Genomic DNA, 25309 nt, shown 5'->3' on the forward strand with positions numbered 1-25309 from the left:
TCTACTTAGGCTGACTTTGCATCAACGCAGGGAAAAAAAGACCAACGCTACGCGTAGAGGCGAAAAAAAGATTGCCGGTGGGCTAAAGTCGTCGCTGCAGCGGCCGATAGAGTTTGCGGGAGAGGCTGTCTGTCGGGCGGCCTTGGGAAGGAAGCGGAATATCGCTTCTGCTAGGGCATATACAAGGAAAACATGACATGTCTTCGCCACTGACCGATGCCACCAACGCCTTGAACACGTCGGCACTGCACGACCTGACGCCGCGTCAGCGCAAGGAGACCGTGCTTGCCACGCTACCAACGGCAGGCTCAGTGCTGGCCCAGGCCGCAAGCCATGGTCAGTCGCCCAGCCCAGCGGATCTGGTGGAACCGATTCAACGCATCAATGAAGTGCTTCGCCAGTACGGCGTGGAGTTCGAGCTCAACGACACATCACGCGTGATCACTCGTATCGTCGACCGCGAAACGGGCGATGTATTGCGCCAGATACCTTCCGAGGAAGTGCTGGCCATCGCCGAACGTCTGGAAGAGCTGCAGGGACGGCTGATCAGCCTGGAAGCCTGAAGTTTACACCTGCATGTTCATGACATCTTTGTAGGCCGTCACCAGACGGTTGCGAACCTGCAGCCCCATCTGAAAGGCGACGCTAGCCTTCTGCATGTCGACCATGACGTCGTTGAGCTCGACATTGGGGTCGCCTGCCTGAAACGCCATGGTCTTGGCGGCGGAGGCCTGCTGCAAGCGATTGATGCGCTGTATCGACGCCTGCAGCTCTCCGGCAAAGCCGCCCTGACCAACCTGTGTGGAAACCTGCTGCCCCTTGCCTGCCTGGCCGGCGGCCTGGGTCGCCAGGGTCTGCATCTGCGCCAATGCCGACTGAATGGTCGGTGAACTCATGCTCCATGCCCCCTCATTTCAGCCATGGCGTTACCGCCACGGCAGGCTTGTCTGCTTTCGCCCCGATGCCGTCGAAACGGGCTCCCGGCGAATGTAGAGCAAGGCTATCAGCTTACGAAACGTAACCAAGCTGCCAATTGGCAGGTAAAAAAGGGGCTTTTCCCGCCTTTGGAGTGGATGGCGGCTCGCATAATAGCGTTCATCACAGTTGCGCCCCATGGGGCAACCAGAACGCGGTGAACGGATGCAGTCGATGCCAGCTTCCAGCAACATTTTCCCAGCAGCCGATGGCGCTCTCCGACAGGGGGGCGCATGAGCAACGGCGCCACGACGCAAGAGCGTCAGGACTCCCCGGGCGGAGGATCTTCCACCGCGGTGCTGGAGCGCATCCAGCAGCAGTTTCGCGGCAACCCGCTGATCGCCGTTCTGATCGGCGGCGCTGCCATGATCGCGATCGTGGTGGCATTGCTGATGTGGGCGCGTGAGCCCGAGTATCGTGTCCTCTACAGCAACCTCACCGAGGCCGATGGCGGTCGTATCATCGGTGAGCTGGACAGCCGCGGCGTTCCCTATCGCTTCAGCGAGGGCGGCACCGCCCTGCTGGTACCGGGGGATACCGTGCACAGCCTGCGCCTGCAGCTGGCCGAACAGGGCCTGCCGCGCGGCGGCAATGTCGGTTTCGAACTGATGGATAGCCAAGCCTTTGGTGTCAGTCAGTTCGCCGAGCAGGTGAACTACCAGCGCGGCCTCGAAGGCGAGCTCTCCCGTTCGATCGAATCCCTGGGGCCGGTGGAGCGCGCCCGCGTTCACTTGGCCATGGCCAAGTCCTCCGTCTTCGTGCGCGACCGCGAACCCGCCAAGGCGTCCATCATCGTGACCCTCGAGCCAGGCCGCGTCATGGGGGAAGGCCAGGTCGCCGCCATCGTCCATATGGTCTCCAGCAGCGTACCGGACCTCGCGGCCGAGAACGTCACCGTGGTCGACCACGGCGGCCGCATGCTGTCGATGCCGAACAGCCAGGGCCGCGGGCTCGATGCCACCCAGCTCGACTATATCGCCGAGGTCGAGCGCTCCTTCCAGCAGCGCATCGAGAACATCCTCTCCCCCATCCTCGGCCGCGACAGCATCAGCGCCCAGGTGACCGCCCAGATCGATTTTTCGCGCCGCGAGGAAACCAGCGAGCGCTACGGCCCCAACCAGCCGCCCAACGAGGCCGCGGTACGCAGTCGCCAGACCAGCCTCTCCTACAACGGCGGCGACGGCGTGGCACGCGGCATTCCCGGCGCGCTCAGCAACACACCCCCCGGCACGGCCCCCTCACCCATCGAAGAACTTCCCACCGACGAGGATGGCGAGCTCACCGAGGAGGCCCAGCAGAGCCTGCAGGCGCTGAATAACCTGAGCCAGGACGACGTCGTCAACTACGAGGTCGACCGCAACATCCAGCATATCCAGCATCGCCAGGGGCAGGTGACGCGCCTGACCGCCGCGGTGGTGGTGGACTACCGCGAGGAACGCGACGAGAACGGCGAATGGCAGCGCGTTGCGCTGAGCGATGCCGAGGTCGCCCAGATCGAGCGCCTGGTGCGTCAGGCCATTGGTTTCTCCCAGGCGCGGGGCGATGCGATCGAAGTCGTCAACAGCCCGTTCAACCGTGTGGTGGAAGAAAGCGAAGAGCTCGAGTGGTGGCAGTCACCCCAGGTTCATGCCCTGGCACTCACCATCAGTCGCTATCTGCTGGTGGCACTGGGCATCCTGCTCGGCTACCTGCTGATCCTGCGCCCGCTGATCAAGCGCCATACCGAGCGGCCCGTGCTGGCTGCCGCGCCGGGCACCGGCCTGCAGGTTCGCGTAGGCGACGATGCCGAGGCCAGCGAAGGCGAGCTGCAGACGGCCGGCGACGAAGACGACGAACTGCGCCCGTATCAGAAGCCGAAGCGCAAGCGCCGCTCCTCGGCCTACGAAGACCATCTGGCCGAGCTGCGTGAGCTCGCCAAGGAGGATCCACGCATGATCGCCATGGTCGTACGCAGCTGGATGAACAAAGAATGAGCAGTGCCAAGCCCATGAGCGGCGTACGCCGCAGCGCCATCCTGATGCTGGCCCTCGACGAGGACAGTGCCGCGGAGGTATTCAAGTACCTCGCGCCCAAGGAGATCCAGCAGCTCAGCATGGAGATGGCGGAGATGGATCAGGTCTCCCATGAGGACATGCAGCAGGTCATGCTGGAGTTCCATCGTGAGACCGAAGAGTTCATCGCCCTGAACCTCAACTCCAGCGATCACATCCGCTCGGTGTTGACCAAGGCTCTGGGCAGCGAACGCGCCACCAGCCTGATCGAGGACATCCTGGAGTCCACCGGCACCAGCAGCGGCATCGATTCATTGAATCTCATGGAAGCCTCCATGGTGGCGGAGCTGATCCGCGACGAGCATCCGCAGATCATCGCTACCATCCTGGTCCACCTGGAGCGTCATCAGGCCGCCGACGTGCTGGAGCTGTTCGACGACAAGCTGCGCAACGACGTGGTACTGCGTATCGCCACCTTCAGCGGCGTGCAGCCAGCTGCCCTGCAGGAGCTCACCGAAGTGCTCTCCGGCATGCTCGACGGCCAGAACCTCAAGCGCAGCAAGATGGGCGGCGTGAGAACCGCCGCCGAGATCCTCAACCTGATGAACTCCTCTCTCGAGGAGACCGCCATCGAGACGGTACGCGCGCACAGCGAGGATCTGGCCCAGAAGATCATCGACGAGATGTTCCTGTTCGAGAACCTCATGGACCTGGACGATCGCAGCATCCAACTGGTGCTCAAGGAGATCGACACCAACTCGCTGGTGGTGGCGCTCAAGGGCGCCCCCGAGGGGCTCATGGAAAAATTCTTGCGCAACATGTCGCGGCGCGCCGCCGACCTCCTGCGCGAGGACATGGAAGCCCGCGGGCCGATTCGTGTCTCCCAGGTGGAAGCCGAGCAGAAGGCCGTCCTCCAGGTGGTACGTCGCCTGGCGGACTCCGGCGAGATCGTGCTGAGCGGTGGGGACGACACCTATGTCTGAACGGTCGAGCGCCTCTTCCGAGCGTCATGCGCCCTGGCAGCGCTGGCAAATGGGCCAGCTACACGACGAGAGCCCGGCCGAACGGCAGAGCCAGGAGCTGGACCCCGCCGAGCAAGCCCGGCGGCGTGCCGCTTTCCAGCGCCAGGCGGAGCTGAAAGCGCTGCGCGAAAAAGTGATTCAGGAAGCTCGCGAAGAGGGCTACCAGGCCGGCTTCGAGACGGGACGCCGTGAAGGACATGCCCAGGGCTTGCAGGAAGGGCGCCAAGAGGCCGAACGCGAGCTCAAGCTGCGCACACACGAGGTGGTCACGCCGCTCAAGCCAATTGCCGAGCAGTTCACGGATGCTCTCGAGCAGCTCGACGAAGAGATTGCCAACGACCTGGTGGAGCTGGCCATGGCGACAGGACATCAGCTGGCCGGCGAAGCGCTCAAGGCGCGCCCCAAGCAGGTGCTCGAACTGATCAAGGCGTTACTGCACACCGAACCACCGCTGGTCGGGCAACCGCGCCTGTGGCTGAACCCCCAAGACCACAAGCTGGTCGAGGAACATCTGGGTAGTGAACTGACGGCGGCGGGCTGGAAGCTGCAGCCCGACGCGCAGTTGACACGTGGCGGGTGTCGCGTGACGAGCGCCAACGGTGAACTGGATGCCACGTGGGAAAGTCGCTGGGAGGCCGTCAAATCGCAAGTGCGGCGGCGACGTTCGCCGACACCCCCCGACGGCAACGATGAGTAGAGGCAGAACATGAGCGAAGCAGCGGTATCGACCAACACGCATCAGACACGCTGGCAGCAGACGCTGCGGCATGTCCGTGCGCGCGTGGAGTCGGTGCCGGGCTATCGCACCAGCGGCCGTGTACTGCGCGCGACCGGGATGGTGATCGAGGCCGTCGGCCTGCGCGTGGCCCTGGGTAATGCCTGCCGTATCGAACTGCTCTCGCCCGGCGGTAGCGAGCCACCCCGTTTCGCCGAGGCCGAGGTGGTCGGCTTCAACGGCGAGCGCCTGCTATTGATGCCGCTCACAGAGATAGCTGGCCTGATGCCTGGCGCTCGGGTCTTCCCGCTGGGCGATGGCCCGGATCATGCAGCCCGCCGCTTCCCCCTCGGCGAGTCGCTGTTGGGTCGCGTAGTGGATGGCAATGGCGACCCACTGGACGGTCTCGGCCCCCTGGACGGCGCGCCCCGTTCCCCGCTTTCCACCCCACCGCTCAATCCGCTCAAGCGAGCACCGATCGACGAACAGATCGATGTCGGCATTCGCGCCATCAATGCCCTGCTAAGCGTCGGCCGCGGGCAGCGCATGGGGTTGTTTGCCGGCTCCGGCGTGGGCAAGTCGGTTCTGCTCGGCATGATGGCTCGCTATACCGGTGCCGACGTCATTGTCGTGGGCCTGATCGGTGAGCGCGGCCGCGAGGTGCAGGACTTCATCGACAACATTCTGGGCTCCGAGGGGCGTCGCCGAGCCGTAGTGGTGGCGGCGCCGGCCGACACCTCACCGCTACAGCGTCTGCAGGGCGCCGCCTATGCGACGCGCCTGGCGGAAGGCTTTCGCGACCAGGGCAAGAACGTCCTGCTGATCATGGATTCCCTGACCCGCTACGCCATGGCCCAGCGCGAGATCGCCCTGGCTATCGGCGAACCCCCGGCGACCAAGGGCTATCCGCCCTCGGTCTTCGCCAAGATTCCCAGCCTGGTGGAGCGTGCCGGCAACGCCGAACGCGGTCGCGGCTCGATCACTGCCTTCTACACCGTACTCACCGAAGGCGATGATCAACAGGATCCAATCGCCGACTCCGCGCGAGCCATTCTCGATGGCCACATCGTGCTGTCGCGGACCCTGGCCGAGGCCGGCCACTACCCGGCCATCGACATCGAGGCTTCGATCAGCCGCGTGATGACACACATCATCGACGACCAGCAGTTGTCCATGACCCAGGCGTTCAAGCGCCTCTTCTCGCGCTATCAGCGCAACCGCGACCTGATCAGCGTGGGCGCCTACAGCCCCGGCCACGACCCACAGCTGGACGAAGCCGTTCAGCGCTACCCGCAGCTGGAGCATTTTCTCCAGCAGGGGATGCAGGAAAATGCCTCGATCGAGGCCTCTCGACAGGTTCTTGCTGAGACCCTAGGAGTCAGGCAATGAGTGCACCGTCACAGCTCGCCATGCTGAGTGAACTGGCTCGTGATGCTCGCAATCAGGCCGGCCGCCTGCTGGCAGGTGAACGACAGAGCGAACGCCAAGTGGCCGCCCAACTGGAGTCGCTCAATCGCTATCGCCTCGAGTATGCCGAGCGCTTGCAACAGGCCATGCGTGAAGGTATCGATCCAGCCAGCATGCACAATTACCAGCAGTTTCTGGCGTCGCTGGATGCCGCGCTACAGCGGGCTAGAAAGGCGCTCGATGCACAGCAGCAGCGCGTCGAGCAGACTCAGCAACAGTGGCAGCAGGAACAGAAGCGACTCTCGGCCTATGACACCCTGGTGTCTCGCCGCGACGCCGAGCGGCAGCGCCAAGAGGATCGCCGCGAACAACGTATCAGCGACGAAATGGCGACCGGACGGCTACTGCGTCAGCGTGCCGGATACGCATCGTGATCCGGCAAAGGAGATAACCATGAACATCCAGATGATTCTGTCCACCCTGCCGACGCCACTCTCCGGCCAGCCGGAGGCAAACGCCGAGCCAGGACAGTTCGCGCTGGCCCTGAGCCAAGCGACTCAGGGCCCCCAGACGAATGGCGCAGCTCTGCCCATCTCGCTAAAGGCCTTGCCGGGACAAGGACTGCCCCAGACCATGGCGGCACGGGAGGCACTCCTACAGGCCCTGAGTGCCCATGTGAATCAGCAACCAGAAGGCAAAGCCGAAGCTGTCCTTCCCAACGCCGAGCTGAGTGAAATCATGACTCGGCTAGCCCTGATCGATGACAGTTACCAGCAGACACCGCCGACCATGGGCACTCTGCAACCGCTGCCCGATCAGGAAGCGTTGCTTCCCACCGCTGAGGCGGGCGTCGAGCTCGACGAGCAGCCCCAGACAGCCGCTCTGGTAGCGGCTGTCGTCGCCGAAACCCAGCGCCCTGGCACGACTATTCCCGAGCAGAAGCCGCTGGGCGAAGCCACCGCACAAGCCGTCAAGCCGGCCGCGCTCACCCCAGCCACCTCTGGTCACTCCGTGACGGCTGCGCCGGTGGCGGTCGCCTCACAGGATGTCGACGGTGACGCTGCGGCGCCGGCTCGACCGGTCGACTTCGCCAATGTCACGGTCAAGGCAACGGCGCCACAGCCGGGCACCGAGCCGCGTGCCGTAGCCCCCGAGACACGGCCTGGTGGCTTCGTGCCGGAGTCCGCTCCGATGTCTCCGGCTTCCGCCAGCCCGGCGGCGCCAGCCAGTGCATCGGCCCAGGCCGCTACACTCGCCACCCCATTCACTCAGGCCAGCCTTGCCGCGCCTCTCCAGAGCCCGGCCTGGCCCTCACAGTTGGGGCAACAGTTGGTGCAGTTCGCGCGTCAAGGCGGTGAGCAGCAGATCGAGATGCGTTTGAACCCAGCCGATCTCGGCCCGCTATCCGTGACGCTGAAAATGACTGAGCAAGGCGCCCAGGCTCAGTTCCTTTCCGCGCATGCCCAGGTACGACAAGTGCTCGAACAGGCCATCCCACAGTTACGAGAGGCACTGGCTGAACAGGGCATCAGTCTCGGCGAGGCATCAGTGGGTGAGCAACGCCAACAGAATGCCCAGGCCTTTGCGGGCCAGGACGATAAGCGTGGCCCGGCAGCACAGGCTCCCAACGAAGGCGACCTGGCACTGTCGGGTGCCGAGGAACTTGGCGTAACGCCCTCCTCCACTACGCTTTCGCTGGATGGCCGCGTGAACCTCTACGCTTGAGACAAAAAGCCAAGATAGGCCCTTTCGCGCGGCCTGTTCCTGTCATCAGGGGGCGCGCACCTTCGGCATACTCTCCTCAACGGCTAGACCAACATCGATAAAGGCAAGGCAATGGCGAAATCGACGGGTGGCTCCTCCAAGCTCCTGTGGTTGATGATACTGCTGGTACTGCTCTCCACGGCAGCTGCCGGAGCAGCCATCTACATGGTCATGAACGACCGCAACGGCGAAGATGAGGCCAACCTGCAGACTCAGCAGATCGAGCGTCAGGCCCCCATCTTCGTCAAGATCGACCCCTTTACGGTCAATCTGGCTGACGACAATTTCGGTTCGCGTCTGCTGTATACCGGCATCTCACTGAAAGTCGGCAACGATGAGACACGCGAGATCCTGGACGAGCATATGCCGCAAGTGCGCAGCCGGTTGTTGATGTTGTTCTCCGGCAAGCAGGCAAGCGAGCTGACCACGCAGAGCGGCAAGCGTCGCCTGAGCGAAGAGGTCGTGGCCGTGCTGTCCGAGCCGCTGACCGAGCCCCAGCCCGCCCTGGAGATCCAGGATGTGCTGTTCACCGAGTTCATCGTGCAATAACGGGTGCCCTGGCCACCATGTCCCAAGACGATCTGCTGTCACAGGATGAAATCGACGCCCTGCTCAAGGGCGTCAGCGGCGACGACGAGCCCGATGCGCGAAGCGACGGCGACTCTCGCGTACGTCCTTATGACCCGGCGACCCAGCACCGCGTGATTCGCGAGCGCCTGCAGGCGCTGGACATCATCAACGAACGCTTCGCGCGGCACTTTCGCATGGGGCTGTTCAACCTTCTGCGCCGTAGCGCCGACATCACCGTCGACTCGGTACGCTACCTGAGCTACAGCGAGTTCTCTCGCAACGTTCCGGTGCCGACCAACATCAACATCATCGGCATGAAACCGCTGCGCGGGTCGGCGTTGATCGTGTTCCCGCCCAACCTGGTCTTCATGGTGGTGGACAACCTGTTCGGCGGTGATGGACGCTTTCTGACCAAGTCGGAAGGACGCGAGTTCACCAACACCGAGCAGCGCATCATCCAGCGACTGCTGCAGTTGGCCATCGACGCCTACGAGGAGTCGTGGAAGTCGGTCTATCCCCTGCAGATCAGCTATCTGCGCTCGGAGATGCAGTCGAAGTTCGCCAACATTACCAACTCGCCCAACGAGATCGTGGTGAACACGAACTTCAACATCGAGGTCGGCAACCTCTCCAGCAGCTTTCAGATCTGCATCCCTTACCTGATGGTCGAGCCCCTGCGCGACCTGCTGGCCAATCCGCTCAGCGATGGTCACCACGACCAGGACGGTTCCTGGACGAAGCGCATGGCAGGCGAACTGCGTCGCTCCGAAGTGGAGTTGATCGCCAACTTTGCCGACGTGCCCACCCGCATTGCCCATGTCATGGCACTCAAAGTGGGTGACGTTCTCCCTCTCGAGCTACCCGAGACGGTCACCGCCAGCGTCGATGGCGTGCCGGTGATGGAGTGCGACTACGGTAGCCAGCACGAGCAACGCGCGCTGCGTGTTATCCGCATCATCGATCATGGTGCACAGAACCCGGTGTCGAAGGACGCCTTCATCAAGGGCGCAGCGCCTCAAGCCAAGGACTTCAAGCATGACTGATCCCAAGAAACCCGATCAGAACGTTTCCGACGACGACTGGGCATCCGCGATGTCCGAGCAGGAAGGAAACGAGCCCGCGGCCGATGACGATCCGTGGGCAGAAGCCATGGCCGAGCAGGAGGCGGCCGAAGCCGCCGCCGGTGCCGAGGACGACCCTTGGGCGGAAGCACTAGCCGAGCAGGAAGCGGCCGAAGCCGAGGCCGACGAAGCGCCGGCAGCATCCAGTGCGCCCCCTTCTGCCCCTCAGTCCGCCGGTGACCGTGTATTCCGCCCGCTCGACAAGGGCAAGGAAGGCGGTGCAGCCCGTGATCTCGAAATGATCATGGATATTCCGGTCAAACTGACCGTGGAACTGGGCCGCACCAAGCTAACCATCAAACAACTGCTGGAACTGACCCAGGGCTCCGTCGTCGAGCTCGACGGCCTGGCCGGCGAGCCGATGGACATCCTCATCAATGGCTACCTGATCGCCCAGGGTGAAGTCGTCGTGGTCGACGACAAGTACGGCATCCGCATCACCGAGATCATCACCCCCTCCGAGCGGGTACAGAAACTCAACCGATGAGCAACACCACCTCTTCCGCAACCGCGTCTCTCACCGGCGGTGGCGATGCCCTGGTCGGCATGGCCACCCTCGGCAAGACCGCCGCAGCGCTGGCCCTGGTCATCGCCATCATCTTGGTCTGCACGGCGCTCCTGCGTCGCTGGAACCCCCAAAAGCGCGCGGCCGGTGGCCACCTCCAGGTGATCGGCAGCGCCGCCCTGGGCAGCCGTGAGCGGGTGGTTATCGTTGAGATCGAAGGTACCTGGCTGGTGCTCGGCGTCGCTGGCGGTCAGGTCAACAAACTGCATGAACTTGCAGCTCCGGCCCGCCCCGCCAGCGGCACCACATCTTCGGCACCCGAGGGTGAGCGATTCGCCGCTCGCTTCGCACGCGCCCTCAAGCACAACGCCGGCCTGGGCGGCCGCGGGCGGGGAGATGCATGACCGCTCTTGCTCGCTCGCTGCGCCTGCTTGTCCTGGCTGTCTTGCTGGCCGTCGCGCTATTGCCATTGGCCGCTCATGCCCAGCAAATTCCCGGTATCGTCAGTCAGCCCCTGGAGAACGGCGGCCAGCAGTGGTCACTCTCGCTGCAGACCTTGCTGCTGCTCACCTCACTCGCGTTCCTGCCGGCGGCGCTGCTGATGATGACCAGCTTCACCCGGATCATCATCGTGCTCAGCCTGCTGCGCACCGCCATCGGCACCCAGGCCACGCCGCCCAATCAGGTGCTGCTCGGCCTGGCGCTATTTCTCACCTTTTTCGTCATGTCGCCGGTGTTCAGCCTGGTTTACGAAACCGCGTGGGTGCCGCTGAGTGCGGACGAGATCAACTTTGATGAATTCCTGCAACTGGCGCAGCAGCCCTTTCGCGAGTTCATGCTGGCCCAGACCCGCGAACCCGACCTGGCTCTCTTTGCACGCCTGGCCGAAGTCGGTCCCATGCAGGGACCGGAGGACGTGCCGCTACGCATCCTGGTGCCATCCTTCGTCACCAGCGAGCTGAAGACGGCGTTCCAGATCGGCTTCACCATTTTCATCCCGTTCCTGATCATCGACCTGGTGGTGGCCAGTGTTCTCATGTCGCTGGGCATGATGATGGTGCCGCCGGCAACGATCTCGCTGCCGTTCAAGCTGATGCTGTTCGTGTTGGTGGACGGCTGGCAGTTGATCATCGGCTCACTGTCGGAAAGTTTCTTCATCTAAGGAGTCGCCATGACACCGGAAATGGTCATGAGCATTGCCTACCAGGGGATGCGAGTCACGCTCTACCTGGCCGGACCGCTGCTGATCACCGCGCTGCTGACCGGCCTGATCGTCAGCCTTTTTCAGGCCGCAACCCAGATCAACGAAATGACGCTCTCCTTCATCCCCAAGATACTCGGGGTATTCAGCGTGCTGGTGCTTGCCGGCCCGTGGCTGATCAGCCTGATCGTCGACTTCACGCGCAACCTCTTCACCAGCATTCCCAGCATGCTGATGTGAGGCACGCATGGTCGAGGTGACTTTCGACCAGCTACACGGCTGGCTCGTCATCCTGCTGTGGCCCTTCGTTCGGATCCTGGCCTTCTTTTCCGCCGCCCCGCTGTGGGGGCACTCCAGCGTACCCAGGCAAGCCAAGGTCGGTCTGGCCTTTCTGATCACCGTGGTGATTGCACCGGTGCTGCCACCCATGCCGGACGTGCCGATCGTCTCCTGGGCAGGTCTTGGGCTGATGGTGGAACAGATGCTGATCGGCATCGCCATCGGTGTAGTGATGCACGTGACCTTTGCCGTGGTGCAAGCTGCCGGTGAGTTCATTGGCCTGCAGATGGGCCTGGCCTTCGCCACCTTCTTCGACGCCGGCAGCGGCACCAATACCATGATTCTCTCCCGGGTGCTCTACATGATCGCCCTGCTGCTCTTTCTCGCCCTGGGCGGCCACCTGATGATACTGGAAGCGCTAGTCACGAGCTTTCACGGACTGCCTGTCGGCATTGGTGCCTTCAACCCCGCTGCCTTCGAAATGCTGGTACGCTACGGCGGTACAATCTTCGTTGTCGGCATGTCATTGGCTCTGCCACTGGTCGGTTCCCTGCTAATCCTCAATCTGGCCATGGGCATCCTCAACCGTTCCGCCCCCCAACTCACGGTGTTCAACATCGGGTTTCCCATGACCCTTACCATCGGTCTCGTTCTGCTGATGGTGCTGATGACCGACCTTTCCGGCTTTCTTCAACAACTCTTCAGCCACGGTGTTCAGTTCCAATACCAACTCATCGAGAGCTTGGCACCGCTCGGTAACTGACTAACGTCAACGGAGCATGTGCACAAAAAAAACCGCTCCGGCGAACCGCAGCGGTGAAAGAGATCACGCCTATGCCACCGACATGATCTGCAGGGAAAAGCGGGCATGCTATCTGCATGCCCAGGCATGACGGCTACAGGAAATTGAAGAGCGACAGGCCCTTCACATCGACAAAGGCCTTCTGCGCCGCCTGCAGCCCGACCTGGCGCAGGCTGTATTCAGAAATTGCCTCGTTGTAATCGAGATCGACCAGATCCGACAGCGTCTGCTCGTAGTTCATCATGCGATTGCTGCCCACCGCATCGACCACGTCGAGCTCGTTGAGCCGCGCGCCCATGGAAGCACGCACCGTGAGCACATTGTCGAGGCTGTTATCCAGCTCGCGCATGGCGGAGCTGAGCGTATTGCGGAAGTGGGCACGATTCTCATCGAGACCGGCCTGGTCCATCTCCAGCACGTCGATGGCATCTTTAAGCGATTTGAAGAGGTCCTGGTTGGCGTCACCGGCATTGGCCGGCCGCAGCTGAATCTGGTCACCATCGGCCGGTTCGCCATCGAGCGTGATGCTCACACCGCCGAAGCTGATGCTCTTGCCCGACACATAAGCCTCGTCATACATGTCGGTACCCGGGTTGTTCGGATCCTCCACCCGCACGCGCATCACGCCGGCATCGTCTTCGAAGCGAACAGTGAGGTTGTCGCCGAAGGCGGGATCCTCCGGATCGATACGGTCAGGGCCCTTGAACGTTACGGAGCCCGCATTGGCGTAGTAACCTTTGTCCGCCTGCACACCCAGCGTATTGCCGGTACCGGGATCGCTGTCGCGTTCGGCACGGGCTACGTAGCCGGCCCCGGAGGGCACACTCTGAAAGATAGTCTTGCCGTTGTCCGCTACCGGCATCAGACGCGATGCATCTATGCGCTGTTCACGGATGTTTTCGTCACCGATGTAGGCAACGCCGGAAACACCCTGCCCCGTAGTACGAGCGAAGGGCGGCGAATCGTCCTGATAGCCGCCGAACAGGTAGCGTCCGTTACCATCGGTGGCATTGGCCTGACCGATCAACGTTTCATAAATGCCCTTCAGTTCGGACGCCAGCGACTCGCGGTCGACATCACTCAGGGTATCGCTGGCAGCCTGTACCAGACGTGTCTTGGCACTCGTAACAGCGTCGCTGACGCTATTGAGAACGCTTTCGGCCTGTGCCAGCGAGTTGCGCGCCGAAATCCGCGCATCGGCGTGCTGCTCGGTTACTGCCTTGGCTTGCGAGACGCCTACCGCACGAGAAGCCGCCTGGGGATCGTCGGAAGGGTTGACCACGCGGCGACCGCTGGCAATCTGTTGGCCTACCTTGAGGAAATCGCCCTGTTGACGATTCATGGACGAAACGCTTTGCTCGTACATGGTGACGGTGCTGATACGCATCGCACTAAGCTCCTTCGAATCAGTTACGCAGACCAAGGATGGTGTCAAACACCGTCGAAGCGGTGTCGATGACGCGAGCATTGGCCATATAGAACTGCTGATAGCGGATCAGGTTGGCCGCCTCTTCGTCCAGGTTGACCCCGGATTCAGACTGCTGTGCCGCCTTGAGCTGGTCGGTCAAACCCTGGCGCGCGTCGAGATTGACCTTGACGATATTGGTGCGGTTGCCGACATCACTGACCATGCCGCCATAGCTTTGGCTGAGCGTGGCACGACCTGCCACCAGCGAAGCATCCTGCAGATCTTGCATGGCCAGCGCATTGCGATTGTCGCCGGTACCCGAGCTTGCTACGCCGAATTCGAGGCTTGCAGTCTCGCCTGCATTGGGCAACGCGGTGACTTCGAACGCAATACCGTCGATCTCCAGTGTATCGCCCGCCACGACAGTATCCGTGACGGGATCGAAAGCCTCACCGTTACGAGTGACGGTGCTTCCTCCAGGCACCACGGTTAGCGAACCATCATCCGCCAGCTCGAGGCTGTAGGCGGAACCGCTGGACAGCGCCCCATCGTTGGCGCGCAAATTGCGGATCGCCATATCCCCCTCGGATCGCACGAAGCTACCCGCGGCGATTTTGTCCAGATCGGAGATGTTGGAATTCATATCGGCGGCGGCACGACGTACCGGCTGAACCTGATAGCGATCGCCTTCGGCGGGCTGGCCGTCGAAGATCAGCGTCACGCCACCAAAGCTCAGCTCACCGACGGTGCCGTCGAAGTCCCAGGCGAATTCGCCAGCGGTAAGCGCGCGGCCGTTGTCGTTGCGGGTCACCTGCGGGTCACCCGCAGCATCAAAACGGATCGTGTAGTCGGTCGCTCGCAGTTGGTCGAGGTTGGCGCTATCGAAACTGGCGCTCGTCACATCGACACCGCCCGTGTTGCGTTCGTGCGAGTATGCCTTGGGCTGGCCGATGCTGAAGAAGTCACCGCCCTGGTCGCCGTTGAGATCCATGCCCAGGCGATGCTGCTGGTTGAAGCCCGCAACGAGCGACACGGCCAGTTGGCCGATCTGGTTCTGAGTCTTGTCCAGGGTTTCCGCACGGAAGGTCATGAGCCCGCCGAGCGTTCCCCCGGTGATGGTATCTTCCGACAGCGCCACCAGGTTGCCACCCGAATCCTTGTAACCCAGGACCATTCGCTGCGGGTCGCTGGGTGACTCCATCGCTTCCAGACGATAATGATTGGTGCCGGAAACCAGCGGCTGGCCGTTGGGCAGGCTGATGTTGTAACTCTTGCCGTCCTGGATCTCCAGGCGCAGGTTCATGCGCTCGCTCAATTCCGCCACCAGCTGGTCACGCTGGTTTAGCAGGCTGTTGGGCGCGTTTCCGCTACGCGCACGTGCCAGCGCAATTTCTCTATTGAGGGTCGCGAGCTGCTCTGTCGCGTTGTTGATCTGGGTGACTTCATCCGCGATCTGCCCGTTTATGCCCTCCTGCAAGTCCTGCAGGTAACCGTCGAATGCGCGGAACTGAGCGGTCATCGTATCGGCACTGCCGAGCAATCCTTGCCGGGCTGCCGGATCGGAAGGCGCTCCGGCGAGATCCTCGAGAGAAGAAAAGAATTTCTGCATCAACGGCGCCAGGCCTGCATCCCGATCGGCCAGCAAATTGTCGATCTGGCTGATCTGGTTCTCGTAGGTCTTCAGCGCGCTGGAAGAACTGGTCGCGGCGTTGAGCTGCGAGGCAACGTATTGATTGAACTGGCGCTGGATGTCGTTGACCTGCACGCCGGCATCGGCACGACTCTGCCCCAGGATCGTCAGCTCACGATTGTAGCCCGGGGTATAGACATTGCTGATGTTGTTGCTGGTGGTATTCAGCGCGTTCTGGGCGGCATTCAGGCCGCTCAGGCCGACGGAAAAAATGATGCTCATGGTGTCGTTTCCTTTCGCCAATGCCCTGTATATCGGCCCGTCAGGTCAGAACTTTAATCATTCAATAGCTAAAAAAGACCAGCGAATCCCCACGCTGCTGCATTGGGCCCATGGAGTTCATCACCGCGATCAGCTTGTCGGCATAGGCCGGGTCGGTAGCGTAGCCGCCTGACTGCAAGGCACGAGCCGCCTGCTCGGCATTGCCGGCCGTCGTGACCGCTGAGTAGCGGGGATTGTTGCCGATCAGCCGCGCATAGTCGGTGAAGGCTTGCTCGAAGTTGTCGTAGGCACGGAAAGTATCCACCACGCGCGTGCGACGTCCGTTTATGTACTCATGAGTGGTGACGTCGGTGGTTCGTCCCTGCCAGTTGCTACCCGCCTTGATGCCGAACAGATTGTAGCTATTGCCGCCGTCTGCCGTGGCGATCTCGTGACGCCCCCAGCCGGTTTCCAGCGCCGCCTGGGCCAGGATCAGCTCGGCCGGAACGCCGGTCTGACGGCTGGCGGCCTGGGCAGGTGCCGAGAGTCGCTCCATGAACCGGCGAACATGCTCTCCGCCCTGTTCACCAGTCGAGCCGGCGCGGGATGCTGTATTCGCTGTCGGCTCAGTATTGCCTGGCTGGACGGCAGCGGGGGCCGCAGCCGGCAACGCTGCATCAAGCGCCGACATGAAGCCGCCACGCACCGCCTCGAGCTCTTCGAGGAAGGTCGCCGGCATGACCGATGCTTCCACGCTTCCAGCCGGCACGGCCGCCTCCCGCTCATCCTGCGGAGGCGTTTCTTCGCTCGGCTGAAGGGCGTCTTGAAGCACCCTCGGCGTGCCGCGAGGAATGCCAGCAATCAGTTCGCCCAGTTCGCTGTCGGCCACGCCGGAGCGTGCAGGCACCGCCCCCAGTTGACCTTCGAGCTGGGCGACGAGATGGTCGGCCAGGCCGATACCCCGCCCCGCCATGGTCTGCGCCCACTGTTGATCGAGCATCGACTGGTAAAACTCGCCCTGCTGGCTATCGAGCAAGCCGCCCGAAGGAATCGTGTCGCGCATGCTCTTGAGCATCATCTGCAGGAACAGCGCCTCGAACTGCTGGGCGGCACCGCGCAGACCGGCCGCGCTGTCCTGACGCGCCGTATGCTTGAGCCGCTCGAGACCTTGTACGTCAAGGGCGAACTGACTGGTGGCGTCCTGGATGCTCATCAAATGATCTCCAGCTCGGCGCGCAGCGAACCCGAGGCCTTGAGCGCTTCGAGAATGGACATCAGGTCGGAAGGCGTGGCGCCCAGCGCATTGAGCGCATTGACCACGTCAACCAGGTCGGCTCCTTCCACCACGCGCAGATAGGCATCCTGCTCTTGCACCTCGATTTCGGTATCGGGCACCACCACCGTTTCCCCTTCGCCGAAGGGCGCCGGCTGGCTGACCTGGAAGCGGGTGTCGATCACGATGGAGAGGTTGCCGTGAGCCACCGCCGCGCGATGCAGCTTGACCGCACTGTTCATGACGACCGAACCGGTACGGGCGTTGAACACTACCTTCGCCGGTGCCTCCGTGGGCGTGACCTGAATGTTCTCCACCTGAGCCATGAAGTTGACCCGTGAATTGGCATTCATCGGCCCGTCGAGCGCGATGACCCTGCCATTCATCGCCGCGGCTACCGGACGCCCGAATTCGTTGTTGATGGCGTTGACGACGCGCTGGGCAGTGCCGAAATCCGCCTCTTTTAATTCCAGCTCGAGTAGCCCGGCATTGCTCCCGAGATCGAGCGGAACCTCGCGCTCCACCATGGCGCCCCCGGCAATGCGGCCACCGGCCAGTTGATTGACCTGCACCTGGGCGCCACCCGCTTGCGCCCCGGCCCCGCCCACCAGCAGGTTGCCCTGCGCAATGGCATAGGTATCGCCATCGGCGCCCTTGAGCGGCGTCATCAATAACGTGCCGCCGCGCAGGCTGCGTGCGTTGCCTATGGAGGAGACGTTGACGTCCAGTCGCTGACCCGGGCGCGAGAAAGGCGGCAGGTTGGCCGTGACCATCACCGCGGCCACGTTGCGAAGCTGCATGTTGGTTCCCGGCGGCACGGTAATGCCGAGCTGCGACAGCATGTTGGTCAAGCTCTGCCCGGTGAAGGGTGCCTGCATGGTCTGGTCGCCGGTCCCGTCGAGGCCGACCACCAGGCCGTAGCCCACCAGCTGGTTGTCACGCACGCCGGCGAAACTGGCAATCTCCCGAATCCGCTCGGCCTGGGCCGGCAGCGCCAGCAGACACAACCACGCCAGCATCAAGAGTTTCGCCGCCATCGAAGGGGATCGGTTTGGCTTGGACATCATGGAAATCATCATGATCGCCTCGCTAGCAGATCGCATCAGAAAGGCGAAATATTGAGGAAGAAGCGCTGCAGCCAACCCATGTGCTGCGCTTCGCTGATGTAGCCATTACCCACGTATTCGATACGCGCATCGGCTACCGCGGTCGAGGGCACCGTGTTCTGTCCGGTAATGGTGCGCGGGTTGACCACACCGGAGAAACGGATGAACTCGACGCCCTGATTGACGGCGATCTGTTTCTCGCCGCGCACACGCAGGTTGCCGTTATGCATCACCTCGAGCACCGACACGGTGATAGTCCCGGTCATGCTGTTGCTGGCCTGGGAGCCACCGCCACCGGTGAAGGTATTGTTGCCGGAAAGCTCACCGGACAGGTCGACGCCCTGCTCGGCCAGGCGCTCCAACACATCGGGCAGCGCTGAAAGGTCGAGGCCAGCGGAACCGTCACGGTTCATGTTGGACTGCGAGTTCTTGCTGGCGCTGACCTGCTCGTCGAGTACGATGGTCAGGATGTCGCCCACCATGCGCGGACGTCGATCCTCGAACAGCGGCTGGGCCCCGCGATGCGACTGGTAAATCGACCCGTTGGCCAACCTCGGCGGCGGTTCGACGATATTGATCTGCTCCTGCTCACCCACCACCGAGGCACGCGGCACCTGGGCGCAGCCACCCATAACCAGGAGTGCCACGGCAACCATCAGCAAGGTCACTCGGGAGGCCAAAGCCCTCGTACCCGAGCCAGTGCTTGAACCAGTCGTTGAGATCGTACCCGTACCTTTCATTCTCACTCGCTTCCGGCCGAACCCGTCAGGCCAAGATGTTTCGTTGTTCGTCGATCAGAGCTGGCTCAGGCGCGCCAGCATCTCGTCGCTGGTTTGCACGGCACGGCTGTTGATTTCATAGGCCCGCTGGGTCTGAATCATGCTGACCATCTCCTCCACCACGTTGACGTTGGAGGTTTCCACGTAGCCTTGGAACAGCCTGCCAGCACCATTCATTCCCGGCATGGCCTCGTTGCGCGGACCGGAAGAGGTGGTCTCGCGATACAGGTTGCCACCGATGCTCTCCAGCCCGGTCTCGTTGATGAAGGTGGAGACCGTGATCTGGCCCACCTCCAGCGCCTGGTTGACACCGGGCTGGGTGACCGAGACGATGCCGTCTTCGCCGATGGAGATGGACAGGGCATTGTCGGGAATGATAATGGCCGGCTCGAGCGGGTAGCCGTTGGCGTTCACCATCTGTCCGTTCTCATTGAGCTGGAAGCTACCGTCGCGGGTATAGGCCGTGGAGCCATCCGGCATCAGCACCTGAAAGAAGCCTTTGCCGTTGATCGCCAGGTCACGCGAGTTCTCGGTCTGTTCGAGACCACCCTGGCTATGCAGACGCTCGGTGGCCACCGGGCGCACGCCGGTACCGACCTGCATGCCCGAAGGCAGACGATTCTGCACGTCGTTTTGTGCACCGGGCTGACGCAGATTCTGGTAGAGCAGGTCCTCGAACACTGCGCGCGAACGCTTGAATCCGTTGGTGCTGACGTTGGCCAGGTTGTTGGAGATGACGTCCAGTTTGACCTGCTGGGATTCCAAGCCAGTCTTGGCCGTCCACAGTGACTTGATCATGATGTTTTTCCTTTACCCTGCGTACGGGCCATCAGCCCGGTTTCTAAAGCCATCAGCCTTGTATTGAGAGCAGATTGTTGGCCCGCTGCGCGTTCTCGTCCGCGGTACTGATCGCTTTCATCTGCATTTCATAGCGTTTGGCCACGTCGATCATGGCAACCATCGCCTCTACCGCGCTGACGTTACTGCCTTCCAATGCACCGCTGGCAAGCCGGGCTTCCTCGTCGGCTTCCAGTGCGGCCACCTCTCCCTCGGCATTCGGTGGCATGCGGAACAGGCCATCGTCGCCGCGCAGCAGGTTCTGCTGCGGCGTGACCAGCTTGAGTCGACCCACGTCGACCAAGGCCTCGGGCCCCTGCCCTTCGCCAATGGCACTGAGTGTACCGTCCGCACCGACGCTGACACTCGAGCCCAGCGGCACGATGATGGGACCGCCATCGCCGATGACCGGGCGGCCCATGATGGTGACGAGACCATCGCCATCAATCTGCAGGTCGCCGCGACGGGTATAGGCCTCGCTACCGTCATCGGCCTGCACGGCGAGCCAGGCGTTGCCTTCCACCGCCACGTCCAGCTCCCGCCCGGTGTGGGTAATCGGCCCCGGGCTGAAGTCGCTGCCCGGTGTGGTAGCTGCTACCGAGACACGGGTCGGCAGCGCACCGTCCCCCTGGACCGGCACGGCGCGCATGGCATGCAGCTGGGCACGAAAGCCGTTGGTCGAGACGTTGGACAGGTTGTGACTGACCACGGCCTGCTGGTCCATGCTCTGCTTGGCCCCGCTCATGGCGGTGTAGAGGATGCGATCCACGATTCGGCTCCCTTGGCGCTCGTCTCAGTACTTAGCGCAGGTTGATGGCGGTCTGCAGGAGCTCGTCCTGGGTCTTGATCGTCTGCGAGTTGGCCTGGTAGGCCCGTTGCGCCACGATCATGTTGACCAGCTCACGCGACATGTCGACGTTGGAGGTCTCGACCGCCCCGGAAACGATGCCGCCCAGCAGCCCGGTTCCCGGCGCACCGACCAGTTCCTGGCCCGACTCGTTGGAGGCGCGCCAGACGTTGTCGCCGGCGGGCGTCAGGCCTTCCGGGTTACGGAAGCTGACCAGTGCGATCTGACCTGCAGGGCGCGACTCCTCATTGGAGTAGTTGCGCATGATGGTGCCGTTCTCGTCGATGGTGATGCCAACCAGGGTGCCAGAGGTGTAGCCATTCTGGGTCAGGCTGCTGACGGTCGAGGTATTGCCGAACTGAGTGGTCCCGGCCAGGTTGAGATCGAAGACGAGATCCTCCGGCTCACCGTTCAGATAGGCGGCGGTATCGAAGGTGATCCCGGCGATGGTTCCGTTGGCATTGACATCGCCTGCGCCATTGACCAGCTTGCCATTGTTGTCGAACTGCACGGAGAATTCAGTCACGTTACCGGCCCCATCGTCCAGCGTGGTGCCGTCGAGGGTCATTCGAGCGGTCCAGTCGTTGGCCGCGGTCTTCTCGTAGTACACGGTGATGTTGCGCGGATTACCGAGCGAGTCGTAGATGGAGAAGTTATTGGAGTAGTGGTAGTCGATCATTGCCGGGTTGCCCGTCGAATCGGTCGCCTCCACCGTGCTCAGGTCTTCGCCTGTCACCTTGCGTGCATCCAGGTTGAGCGTGGTGCCGACGCGCGTGGTGGCGCTCGCCGCCAGCTCCTCGGCAGAAACGTTCAGCGGCTCCGGCTGGCCACCCACCTGCACCTGGCCCTGGGCATTGAGGCCGTAGCCCATGATCTGGAAGCCCTGGGCATTGACCAGATCGCCGTCGGACTGCATGGAGAGCTGGCCGTTACGCGAGTAGACCACCTCACCGCTGGTGTCCATATAGCGGAAGAAGCCATCACCGGCGACCGCCAGGTCCAGGTTGCGGTTGGTGGACTCGATGTTGCCTTCGCTAAAGTTCTGCAGCACGGACGCAACGCGCGTACCCAGGCCAACCTTGGAGTTGGCGAAGACGTCGGAAAATTGGACGTTGGAACCCTTGAAACCTACGGTCTGGGAGTTGGCAATGTTGTTGCCGATGGTCCCCAGCTTCTGCGCCTGGGAGTTCAGGCCACTCAATGCTTGTGAAAAGCTCATTTTTCGTTCCTCTGCCTACCGCTGAAAGTGCCGCTATGCGCGGTTCTTTTATGCTATGTATGCGTTGTGAGTGATTGTCGAATCAAAGAATCTGTTTGACCTGATCGAGCCCGACCTGGCCATAGACGGCCCCCAGGTCCAGCCTGACGCCACCGTTGTCATCGGGAGGCGTCACCCCGCCGACCACGGCATAGTTGAGCGTGGTGCCTTGCACGGTCTTGTCACCGCTGGTGGCCTCGATGCGAACGCGATAGGAGCCCGAGGCCGCCACCTCACCTTCGCTGGTACGGCCATCCCAGGCAAACGACTCCACGCCCGCCTTGGCCGAGCCGATGTCGTAGCGGTTGATCACCTGGCCGCTTGCATTGGTGATGGTCACCGTCACGTTGTCAGCCGACTGGGGCAGCTCGATACCGAACGGCGTGGTATGCGGCTCGCCGTCCTCGCCCTGCTCGAGCAGTACGCGGTCGCCGGGCACCAGCACGCCCTTGCCAATCAGGCCGGTGGCCTGGAGGGTCTGGCCGGCGTTCATCTGCTCGGTGATGCCAGAGAGCGTCTCGTTGAGATCCTCTATGCCACTGACGGTATTGATCTGCGCCAGCTGGCTGGTCATCTGATGGTTGTCCATCGGCTTGAGCGGATCCTGGTGCTGCATCTGGGCAATCAGCAGGGTCATGAAATTGTTGCGCAGGTCAGCGGACTGGCTGGCGTCGCGAGCCGCTGAGCCACCCTGGTTCATGCGCGTGACGACATTGGCGTCGATGGTGGTGGACATGCGGCTTAACCCTCGCCCAGCGTGAGTGTCTTGAGCATCATTTGCTTGCTCGTATTCAAGACCTCGACGTTGGCCTGGTAGGAGCGCGACGCCGAGATCATGTTGACCATCTCATGCACCGGCTCGACGTTGGGCATCGACACGTAGCCTTCTTCATTGGCCAACGGGTGCTCGGGGCGATACTCCATGCGCAGCGGCGAGGGGTCCTCGACCACTTCGCTCACGGCGACGCCGCCAATGCCTCGACCATCTTGCAGGCGCGTCTCGAACATGACCTGCTTGGCTCGGTAGGCCTCTCCGTTCGGCCCGGCGACACTGTCGGCGTTGGCCAGGTTGCTGGCGGTAACGTTCATGCGCTGCGACTGGGCGCTCATGGCCGAGCCGGCGATATCGAACACGGAAAACATCGACATGGTATGCTCTCTCTTCGTCTGATCCGGTCTGTTATTCCGGCTGCATGGCATTCTTCAGGCCCTGAATGCGCCTGTTCATGATGGTCAGTGCCGCCTGGTAACGCACCGCGTTATCGGCGAACTGCGTACGCTCGCGGTCCATGTCCACGGTATTGCCATCCAGGCTCGGCTGATCAGGAATGCGATAGAGGAGCTCGCGGCCTGGCGTCGCCATGGCTTGGCCCTCGAGGTGGCGCTCGGAGGTGCGTGCCAGCGATAACCCGCCACCGGGGGACCTACCGTGCTCTACCGCCCGCTTCAGCTCGCTGGCGAAGTCGATATCGCGCGCCTTGTAGTTGGGCGTATCGGCATTGGCGATGTTGCTGGCCAGGATCTGATGACGCTGCTGACGCAGACCCAATGCCTGCTGGTGGTAATTAAAGGCGGCCTCGAGCTGGTCGATCATGCCGGCACTCCCGTACAAGCCCAGTGGATGACATGCGGAACTTCTTGAGGTTGAAGAATAGCGACGCCGCTGTCATTTCAATGGCAGGAACAGACCGGTTTTCCTCGTTCATTTCCGCTGTTTCAGCCTATGGCCTCCCGCTAGAATTCGACTATCACCCATTGCTGGACAGTCTTGCCCTATGCGCCTGATCCGCTTCGCTCCGCTGCTGCCGCTATTGCTGGCCATATCGTCACCACAGGCAGCGGCCATGGCTGACGATGCCGAACTGCTGCAAGCCGTGCATGCGTTCCTGCATGATGAGGCGAGCAGTCTCGGCGACGAACTGATCATCGAGGTGCGTCCGCCATCCGCCAGGTTGCCTGCCTGCGAATTCCCCGAGCCATTCCTCGCGCGCTCCGGCGACGTCCCGCTCGGGCGCGTTTCCGTCGGGGTACGCTGTGGCAGCGACGGCCGCCAGGTGCGCTATCTGCAGGCCGAAATCGGTGCGATGGGAGACTATCCCGTTCTTGACGTCCCACTGGGAGCGGGTGAAACCGTTCGTCACGAACACCTGACCATGCAGTCGGGCAATCTGGCCGAACTACCGAATCGCGCCCTGCTCGACCCCACGACGATCGTCGGTCAGGTGGCGACCCGCCCCCTCAGTCCCGGCCAACCCCTGATGGAACACCAGTTCCGCAGTCTGCCGCTGGTGGAGAGAAATCAGCGCGTGGTGGTCGAAGCCAGAGGTTCGGCATTTCGCGTAACCCGCGAGGGACAAGCACTGGAACCAGGGGGCCTTGGCGACCGAGTCCGCGTTCGCTTCGACAGTCGCGAGATCGTGACCGCGGCAGTGGCCGGCGAGGGCGTGCTTGTCGTAGACTTCTGACATCACCACACCGCTGACGACATGCACACCGGCAAGGCAGGCACAGCCCCGCCTCGGAAGGCTGCACCGAAAAATCGAGCCTAAAGTTTTTCTGTACGCTGCCGATAGCAGGTGAAAGCATCCGGTCATGAGGCCAATATCGTGAAGATCAATAGCCAGAACCCCCTAACTCGCCCGACTCAGACGACGCAGCGCGAGGAGACTCAGCCAGTCAAGGGCGCCACCTCGGCAAAGCAGCAGGAGCCTGGCCCATCGGCCGCCACGCACCTCAGCCAGAAGGCCACCGATACCTCGCGCGACGTTGACATGGCGAGGGTCGAAGAGATTCGCGACGCCATTCGCGAAGGGCGGCTGGAAATTCGTGCCGACCGCATTGCCGATGGGCTGATCGACTCCCTTTCTGCGGAGCGCAGCGGGGAATGAGCCTGGCAAAGCTACTTCTGGACCAGCAGCAGCGCCTCAATGGCGTCCTTGAACTGCTTCAGCACGAGCGCATCGTGCTGGCTAGCGCGCAGATCGATGGCCACCAGCTCGGCGAGATCGCCCAACGCAAGCAGGCGCTACTCGCCAAGCTGGAGGCCAGCGAAAAGCTGCGTCAGGGTGTGCAACAGCGACTCGGCTATACCAGCGGTGCGCAAGGCGCTCGGCAGGCAGCCAACGATGCCGGCTGCGAGCAGGCCTGGATGCACACTCTGGAGTTGACCCGCGAAGCCCAGCGTCTCAATGCGCTGAATGGCCAGCTGGTGGAGCTGCGCATGGAGCAGAACACCCGGCTGCTGGCATTCATCCATCAAGCCGCCGAAAAGACCGTCTATCGCGCCAGCGGACGCGTTGCCGCCCAATCGGGGCGCATCAATGCCTCGGTCTAGGATGGAATAGCGGAGCCAGTGCATCGCGGCAAGAGCACGGCGACGACAACCTTCGTTACCCTCTCACTACCCCTTCGTCCTTTTTCCAAGCGCTTGCTTGCGCCCAAGACCAGGCGCCGAGCTGGCACCGCATGGCGTTTCGTCGCGCCAAGCCAGAGTGCCTCCGTCACTGAGGGCAGCCAGGCCACCCCTTGCTTGACCAGCACAGAAAGTGTCGTCGGCAT

General features: G+C 62.5%; 29 protein-coding genes. 17 read left to right on the top strand and 12 right to left on the bottom strand.

Translation table 11 applies throughout. The features are described from left to right. The first annotated feature begins 197 nt into the window (after positions 1–197). Entirely contained in the window at positions 198–563 is a 366-nt protein-coding gene (locus tag KPL81_RS09595) for a flagellar protein FlaG (protein ID WP_209472579.1), read from the top strand. 3 nt (positions 564–566) lie between these two features. Here KPL81_RS09595 and fliE read toward each other — a convergent pair whose 3' ends face one another. Beyond that, positions 567–896, bottom strand: a complete 330-nt coding sequence (gene fliE, locus KPL81_RS09600; RefSeq protein WP_209472581.1) for a flagellar hook-basal body complex protein FliE — start codon at positions 894–896, stop codon at positions 567–569. Between the two features lie 312 nt (positions 897–1208). On the opposite strand from fliE, the gene fliF reads away from it, so the two are divergent. The 13 genes from fliF (at position 1209) to fliR (ending at position 12313) form a co-directional block, all read left to right on the top strand. Beyond that, positions 1209–2948 (top strand): flagellar basal-body MS-ring/collar protein FliF, encoded by a 1740-nt coding sequence (fliF, locus tag KPL81_RS09605; protein ID WP_219791702.1) that lies wholly within the window; start codon positions 1209–1211, stop codon positions 2946–2948. After that, on the top strand, positions 2945–3949 hold the full coding sequence (gene fliG / locus KPL81_RS09610) for a flagellar motor switch protein FliG (RefSeq protein ID WP_209472585.1): 1005 nt from the start codon (positions 2945–2947) through the stop codon (positions 3947–3949). Before fliF ends, fliG begins: the two co-directional genes overlap by 4 nt. After that, on the top strand, positions 3942–4685 hold the full coding sequence (locus KPL81_RS09615) for a flagellar assembly protein FliH (protein WP_209472587.1): 744 nt from the start codon (positions 3942–3944) through the stop codon (positions 4683–4685). The genes fliG and KPL81_RS09615 overlap by 8 nt, the downstream gene beginning before the upstream one ends. A 9-nt stretch (positions 4686–4694) precedes the next feature. Beyond that, positions 4695–6092, top strand: coding sequence for a flagellar protein export ATPase FliI (fliI, locus tag KPL81_RS09620; RefSeq protein ID WP_240549159.1), 1398 nt, complete (start codon positions 4695–4697; stop codon positions 6090–6092). Beyond that, positions 6089–6544 carry a flagellar export protein FliJ gene (gene fliJ / locus KPL81_RS09625; RefSeq protein WP_219791703.1) on the top strand — a complete coding sequence of 152 codons (456 nt, stop codon included), beginning with the start codon at positions 6089–6091 and terminating at the stop codon, positions 6542–6544. The genes fliI and fliJ overlap by 4 nt, the downstream gene beginning before the upstream one ends. Before the next feature lie 19 nt (positions 6545–6563). Further along, positions 6564–7835 (top strand): flagellar hook-length control protein FliK, encoded by a 1272-nt coding sequence (locus tag KPL81_RS09630; RefSeq protein WP_219791705.1) that lies wholly within the window; start codon positions 6564–6566, stop codon positions 7833–7835. A 111-nt stretch (positions 7836–7946) separates the two neighbouring features. After that, positions 7947–8423: a flagellar basal body-associated protein FliL gene (fliL, locus tag KPL81_RS09635; protein ID WP_209472593.1), complete on the top strand. Its 477-nt coding sequence runs from the start codon at positions 7947–7949 to the stop codon at positions 8421–8423. Between the two features lie 17 nt (positions 8424–8440). Continuing rightward, on the top strand, positions 8441–9487 hold the full coding sequence (fliM, locus tag KPL81_RS09640; RefSeq protein ID WP_219791707.1) for a flagellar motor switch protein FliM: 1047 nt from the start codon (positions 8441–8443) through the stop codon (positions 9485–9487). Continuing rightward, positions 9480–10052, top strand: coding sequence for a flagellar motor switch protein FliN (gene fliN, locus KPL81_RS09645; protein ID WP_209472597.1), 573 nt, complete (start codon positions 9480–9482; stop codon positions 10050–10052). The genes fliM and fliN overlap by 8 nt, the downstream gene beginning before the upstream one ends. Next, positions 10049–10474 (top strand): flagellar biosynthetic protein FliO, encoded by a 426-nt coding sequence (gene fliO, locus KPL81_RS09650; RefSeq protein WP_219791708.1) that lies wholly within the window; start codon positions 10049–10051, stop codon positions 10472–10474. The genes fliN and fliO overlap by 4 nt, the downstream gene beginning before the upstream one ends. Then, entirely contained in the window at positions 10471–11232 is a 762-nt protein-coding gene (fliP, locus tag KPL81_RS09655) for a flagellar type III secretion system pore protein FliP (RefSeq protein ID WP_219791710.1), read from the top strand. The genes fliO and fliP overlap by 4 nt, the downstream gene beginning before the upstream one ends. Before the next feature lie 9 nt (positions 11233–11241). Further along, on the top strand, positions 11242–11511 hold the full coding sequence (fliQ, locus tag KPL81_RS09660; RefSeq protein WP_219791712.1) for a flagellar biosynthesis protein FliQ: 270 nt from the start codon (positions 11242–11244) through the stop codon (positions 11509–11511). Between the two features lie 7 nt (positions 11512–11518). Then, positions 11519–12313: a flagellar biosynthetic protein FliR gene (fliR, locus tag KPL81_RS09665; protein ID WP_219791713.1), complete on the top strand. Its 795-nt coding sequence runs from the start codon at positions 11519–11521 to the stop codon at positions 12311–12313. Between the two features lie 133 nt (positions 12314–12446). Here the strand turns inward: fliR and flgL are convergent, their stop codons facing one another. The 11 genes from flgL to flgB all read right to left on the bottom strand — a co-directional run bounded on the left by flgL (position 12447) and on the right by flgB (position 23345). After that, complete coding sequence (flgL, locus tag KPL81_RS09670) at positions 12447–13739, bottom strand: flagellar hook-associated protein FlgL (protein WP_209472608.1); 1293 nt, start codon at positions 13737–13739, stop codon at positions 12447–12449. A 19-nt stretch (positions 13740–13758) separates the two neighbouring features. Next, entirely contained in the window at positions 13759–15672 is a 1914-nt protein-coding gene (gene flgK / locus KPL81_RS09675; RefSeq protein WP_219791715.1) for a flagellar hook-associated protein FlgK, read from the bottom strand. A gap of 61 nt (positions 15673–15733) precedes the next feature. Further along, the gene (gene flgJ, locus KPL81_RS09680) at positions 15734–16864 is read right to left on the bottom strand and encodes a flagellar assembly peptidoglycan hydrolase FlgJ (RefSeq protein ID WP_219791716.1); all 1131 of its coding nucleotides are present in this window, start codon (positions 16862–16864) and stop codon (positions 15734–15736) included. After that, positions 16864–17961, bottom strand: a complete 1098-nt coding sequence (locus KPL81_RS09685) for a flagellar basal body P-ring protein FlgI (RefSeq protein ID WP_240549160.1) — start codon at positions 17959–17961, stop codon at positions 16864–16866. Before KPL81_RS09685 ends, flgJ begins: the two co-directional genes overlap by 1 nt. A gap of 65 nt (positions 17962–18026) precedes the next feature. Further along, entirely contained in the window at positions 18027–18686 is a 660-nt protein-coding gene (locus KPL81_RS09690; protein ID WP_240549194.1) for a flagellar basal body L-ring protein FlgH, read from the bottom strand. Between the two features lie 138 nt (positions 18687–18824). Continuing rightward, positions 18825–19607 carry a flagellar basal-body rod protein FlgG gene (gene flgG / locus KPL81_RS09695; RefSeq protein WP_209472616.1) on the bottom strand — a complete coding sequence of 261 codons (783 nt, stop codon included), beginning with the start codon at positions 19605–19607 and terminating at the stop codon, positions 18825–18827. Positions 19608–19659: 52 nt separating this feature from the next. Continuing rightward, positions 19660–20415 (bottom strand): flagellar basal body rod protein FlgF, encoded by a 756-nt coding sequence (locus KPL81_RS09700; RefSeq protein WP_219791720.1) that lies wholly within the window; start codon positions 20413–20415, stop codon positions 19660–19662. Positions 20416–20446: 31 nt separating this feature from the next. Then, positions 20447–21712 (bottom strand): flagellar hook protein FlgE, encoded by a 1266-nt coding sequence (flgE, locus tag KPL81_RS09705; protein WP_219791722.1) that lies wholly within the window; start codon positions 21710–21712, stop codon positions 20447–20449. Between the two features lie 82 nt (positions 21713–21794). Beyond that, on the bottom strand, positions 21795–22487 hold the full coding sequence (gene flgD, locus KPL81_RS09710) for a flagellar hook assembly protein FlgD (protein ID WP_219791723.1): 693 nt from the start codon (positions 22485–22487) through the stop codon (positions 21795–21797). Between the two features lie 5 nt (positions 22488–22492). Then, the gene (gene flgC / locus KPL81_RS09715) at positions 22493–22900 is read right to left on the bottom strand and encodes a flagellar basal body rod protein FlgC (RefSeq protein WP_209472624.1); all 408 of its coding nucleotides are present in this window, start codon (positions 22898–22900) and stop codon (positions 22493–22495) included. A gap of 31 nt (positions 22901–22931) precedes the next feature. Continuing rightward, positions 22932–23345: a flagellar basal body rod protein FlgB gene (gene flgB, locus KPL81_RS09720; RefSeq protein WP_209472626.1), complete on the bottom strand. Its 414-nt coding sequence runs from the start codon at positions 23343–23345 to the stop codon at positions 22932–22934. A 181-nt stretch (positions 23346–23526) separates the two neighbouring features. Here flgB and flgA point away from each other — a divergent pair, with 181 nt between their 5' ends. From flgA to KPL81_RS09735, 3 genes are all read left to right on the top strand, one after another. After that, positions 23527–24216: a flagellar basal body P-ring formation chaperone FlgA gene (gene flgA, locus KPL81_RS09725; RefSeq protein WP_209472628.1), complete on the top strand. Its 690-nt coding sequence runs from the start codon at positions 23527–23529 to the stop codon at positions 24214–24216. A 141-nt stretch (positions 24217–24357) separates the two neighbouring features. Beyond that, positions 24358–24639, top strand: coding sequence for a flagellar biosynthesis anti-sigma factor FlgM (gene flgM, locus KPL81_RS09730; RefSeq protein WP_219791724.1), 282 nt, complete (start codon positions 24358–24360; stop codon positions 24637–24639). Beyond that, positions 24636–25085, top strand: coding sequence for a flagella synthesis protein FlgN (locus tag KPL81_RS09735; RefSeq protein ID WP_209472632.1), 450 nt, complete (start codon positions 24636–24638; stop codon positions 25083–25085). The genes flgM and KPL81_RS09735 overlap by 4 nt, the downstream gene beginning before the upstream one ends. The last annotated feature ends 224 nt before the right edge of the window (positions 25086–25309 follow it).

The sequence above is a fragment of the Billgrantia antri genome (assembly GCF_019430905.1).
GTDB lineage: Bacteria > Pseudomonadota > Gammaproteobacteria > Pseudomonadales > Halomonadaceae > Halomonas > Halomonas antri.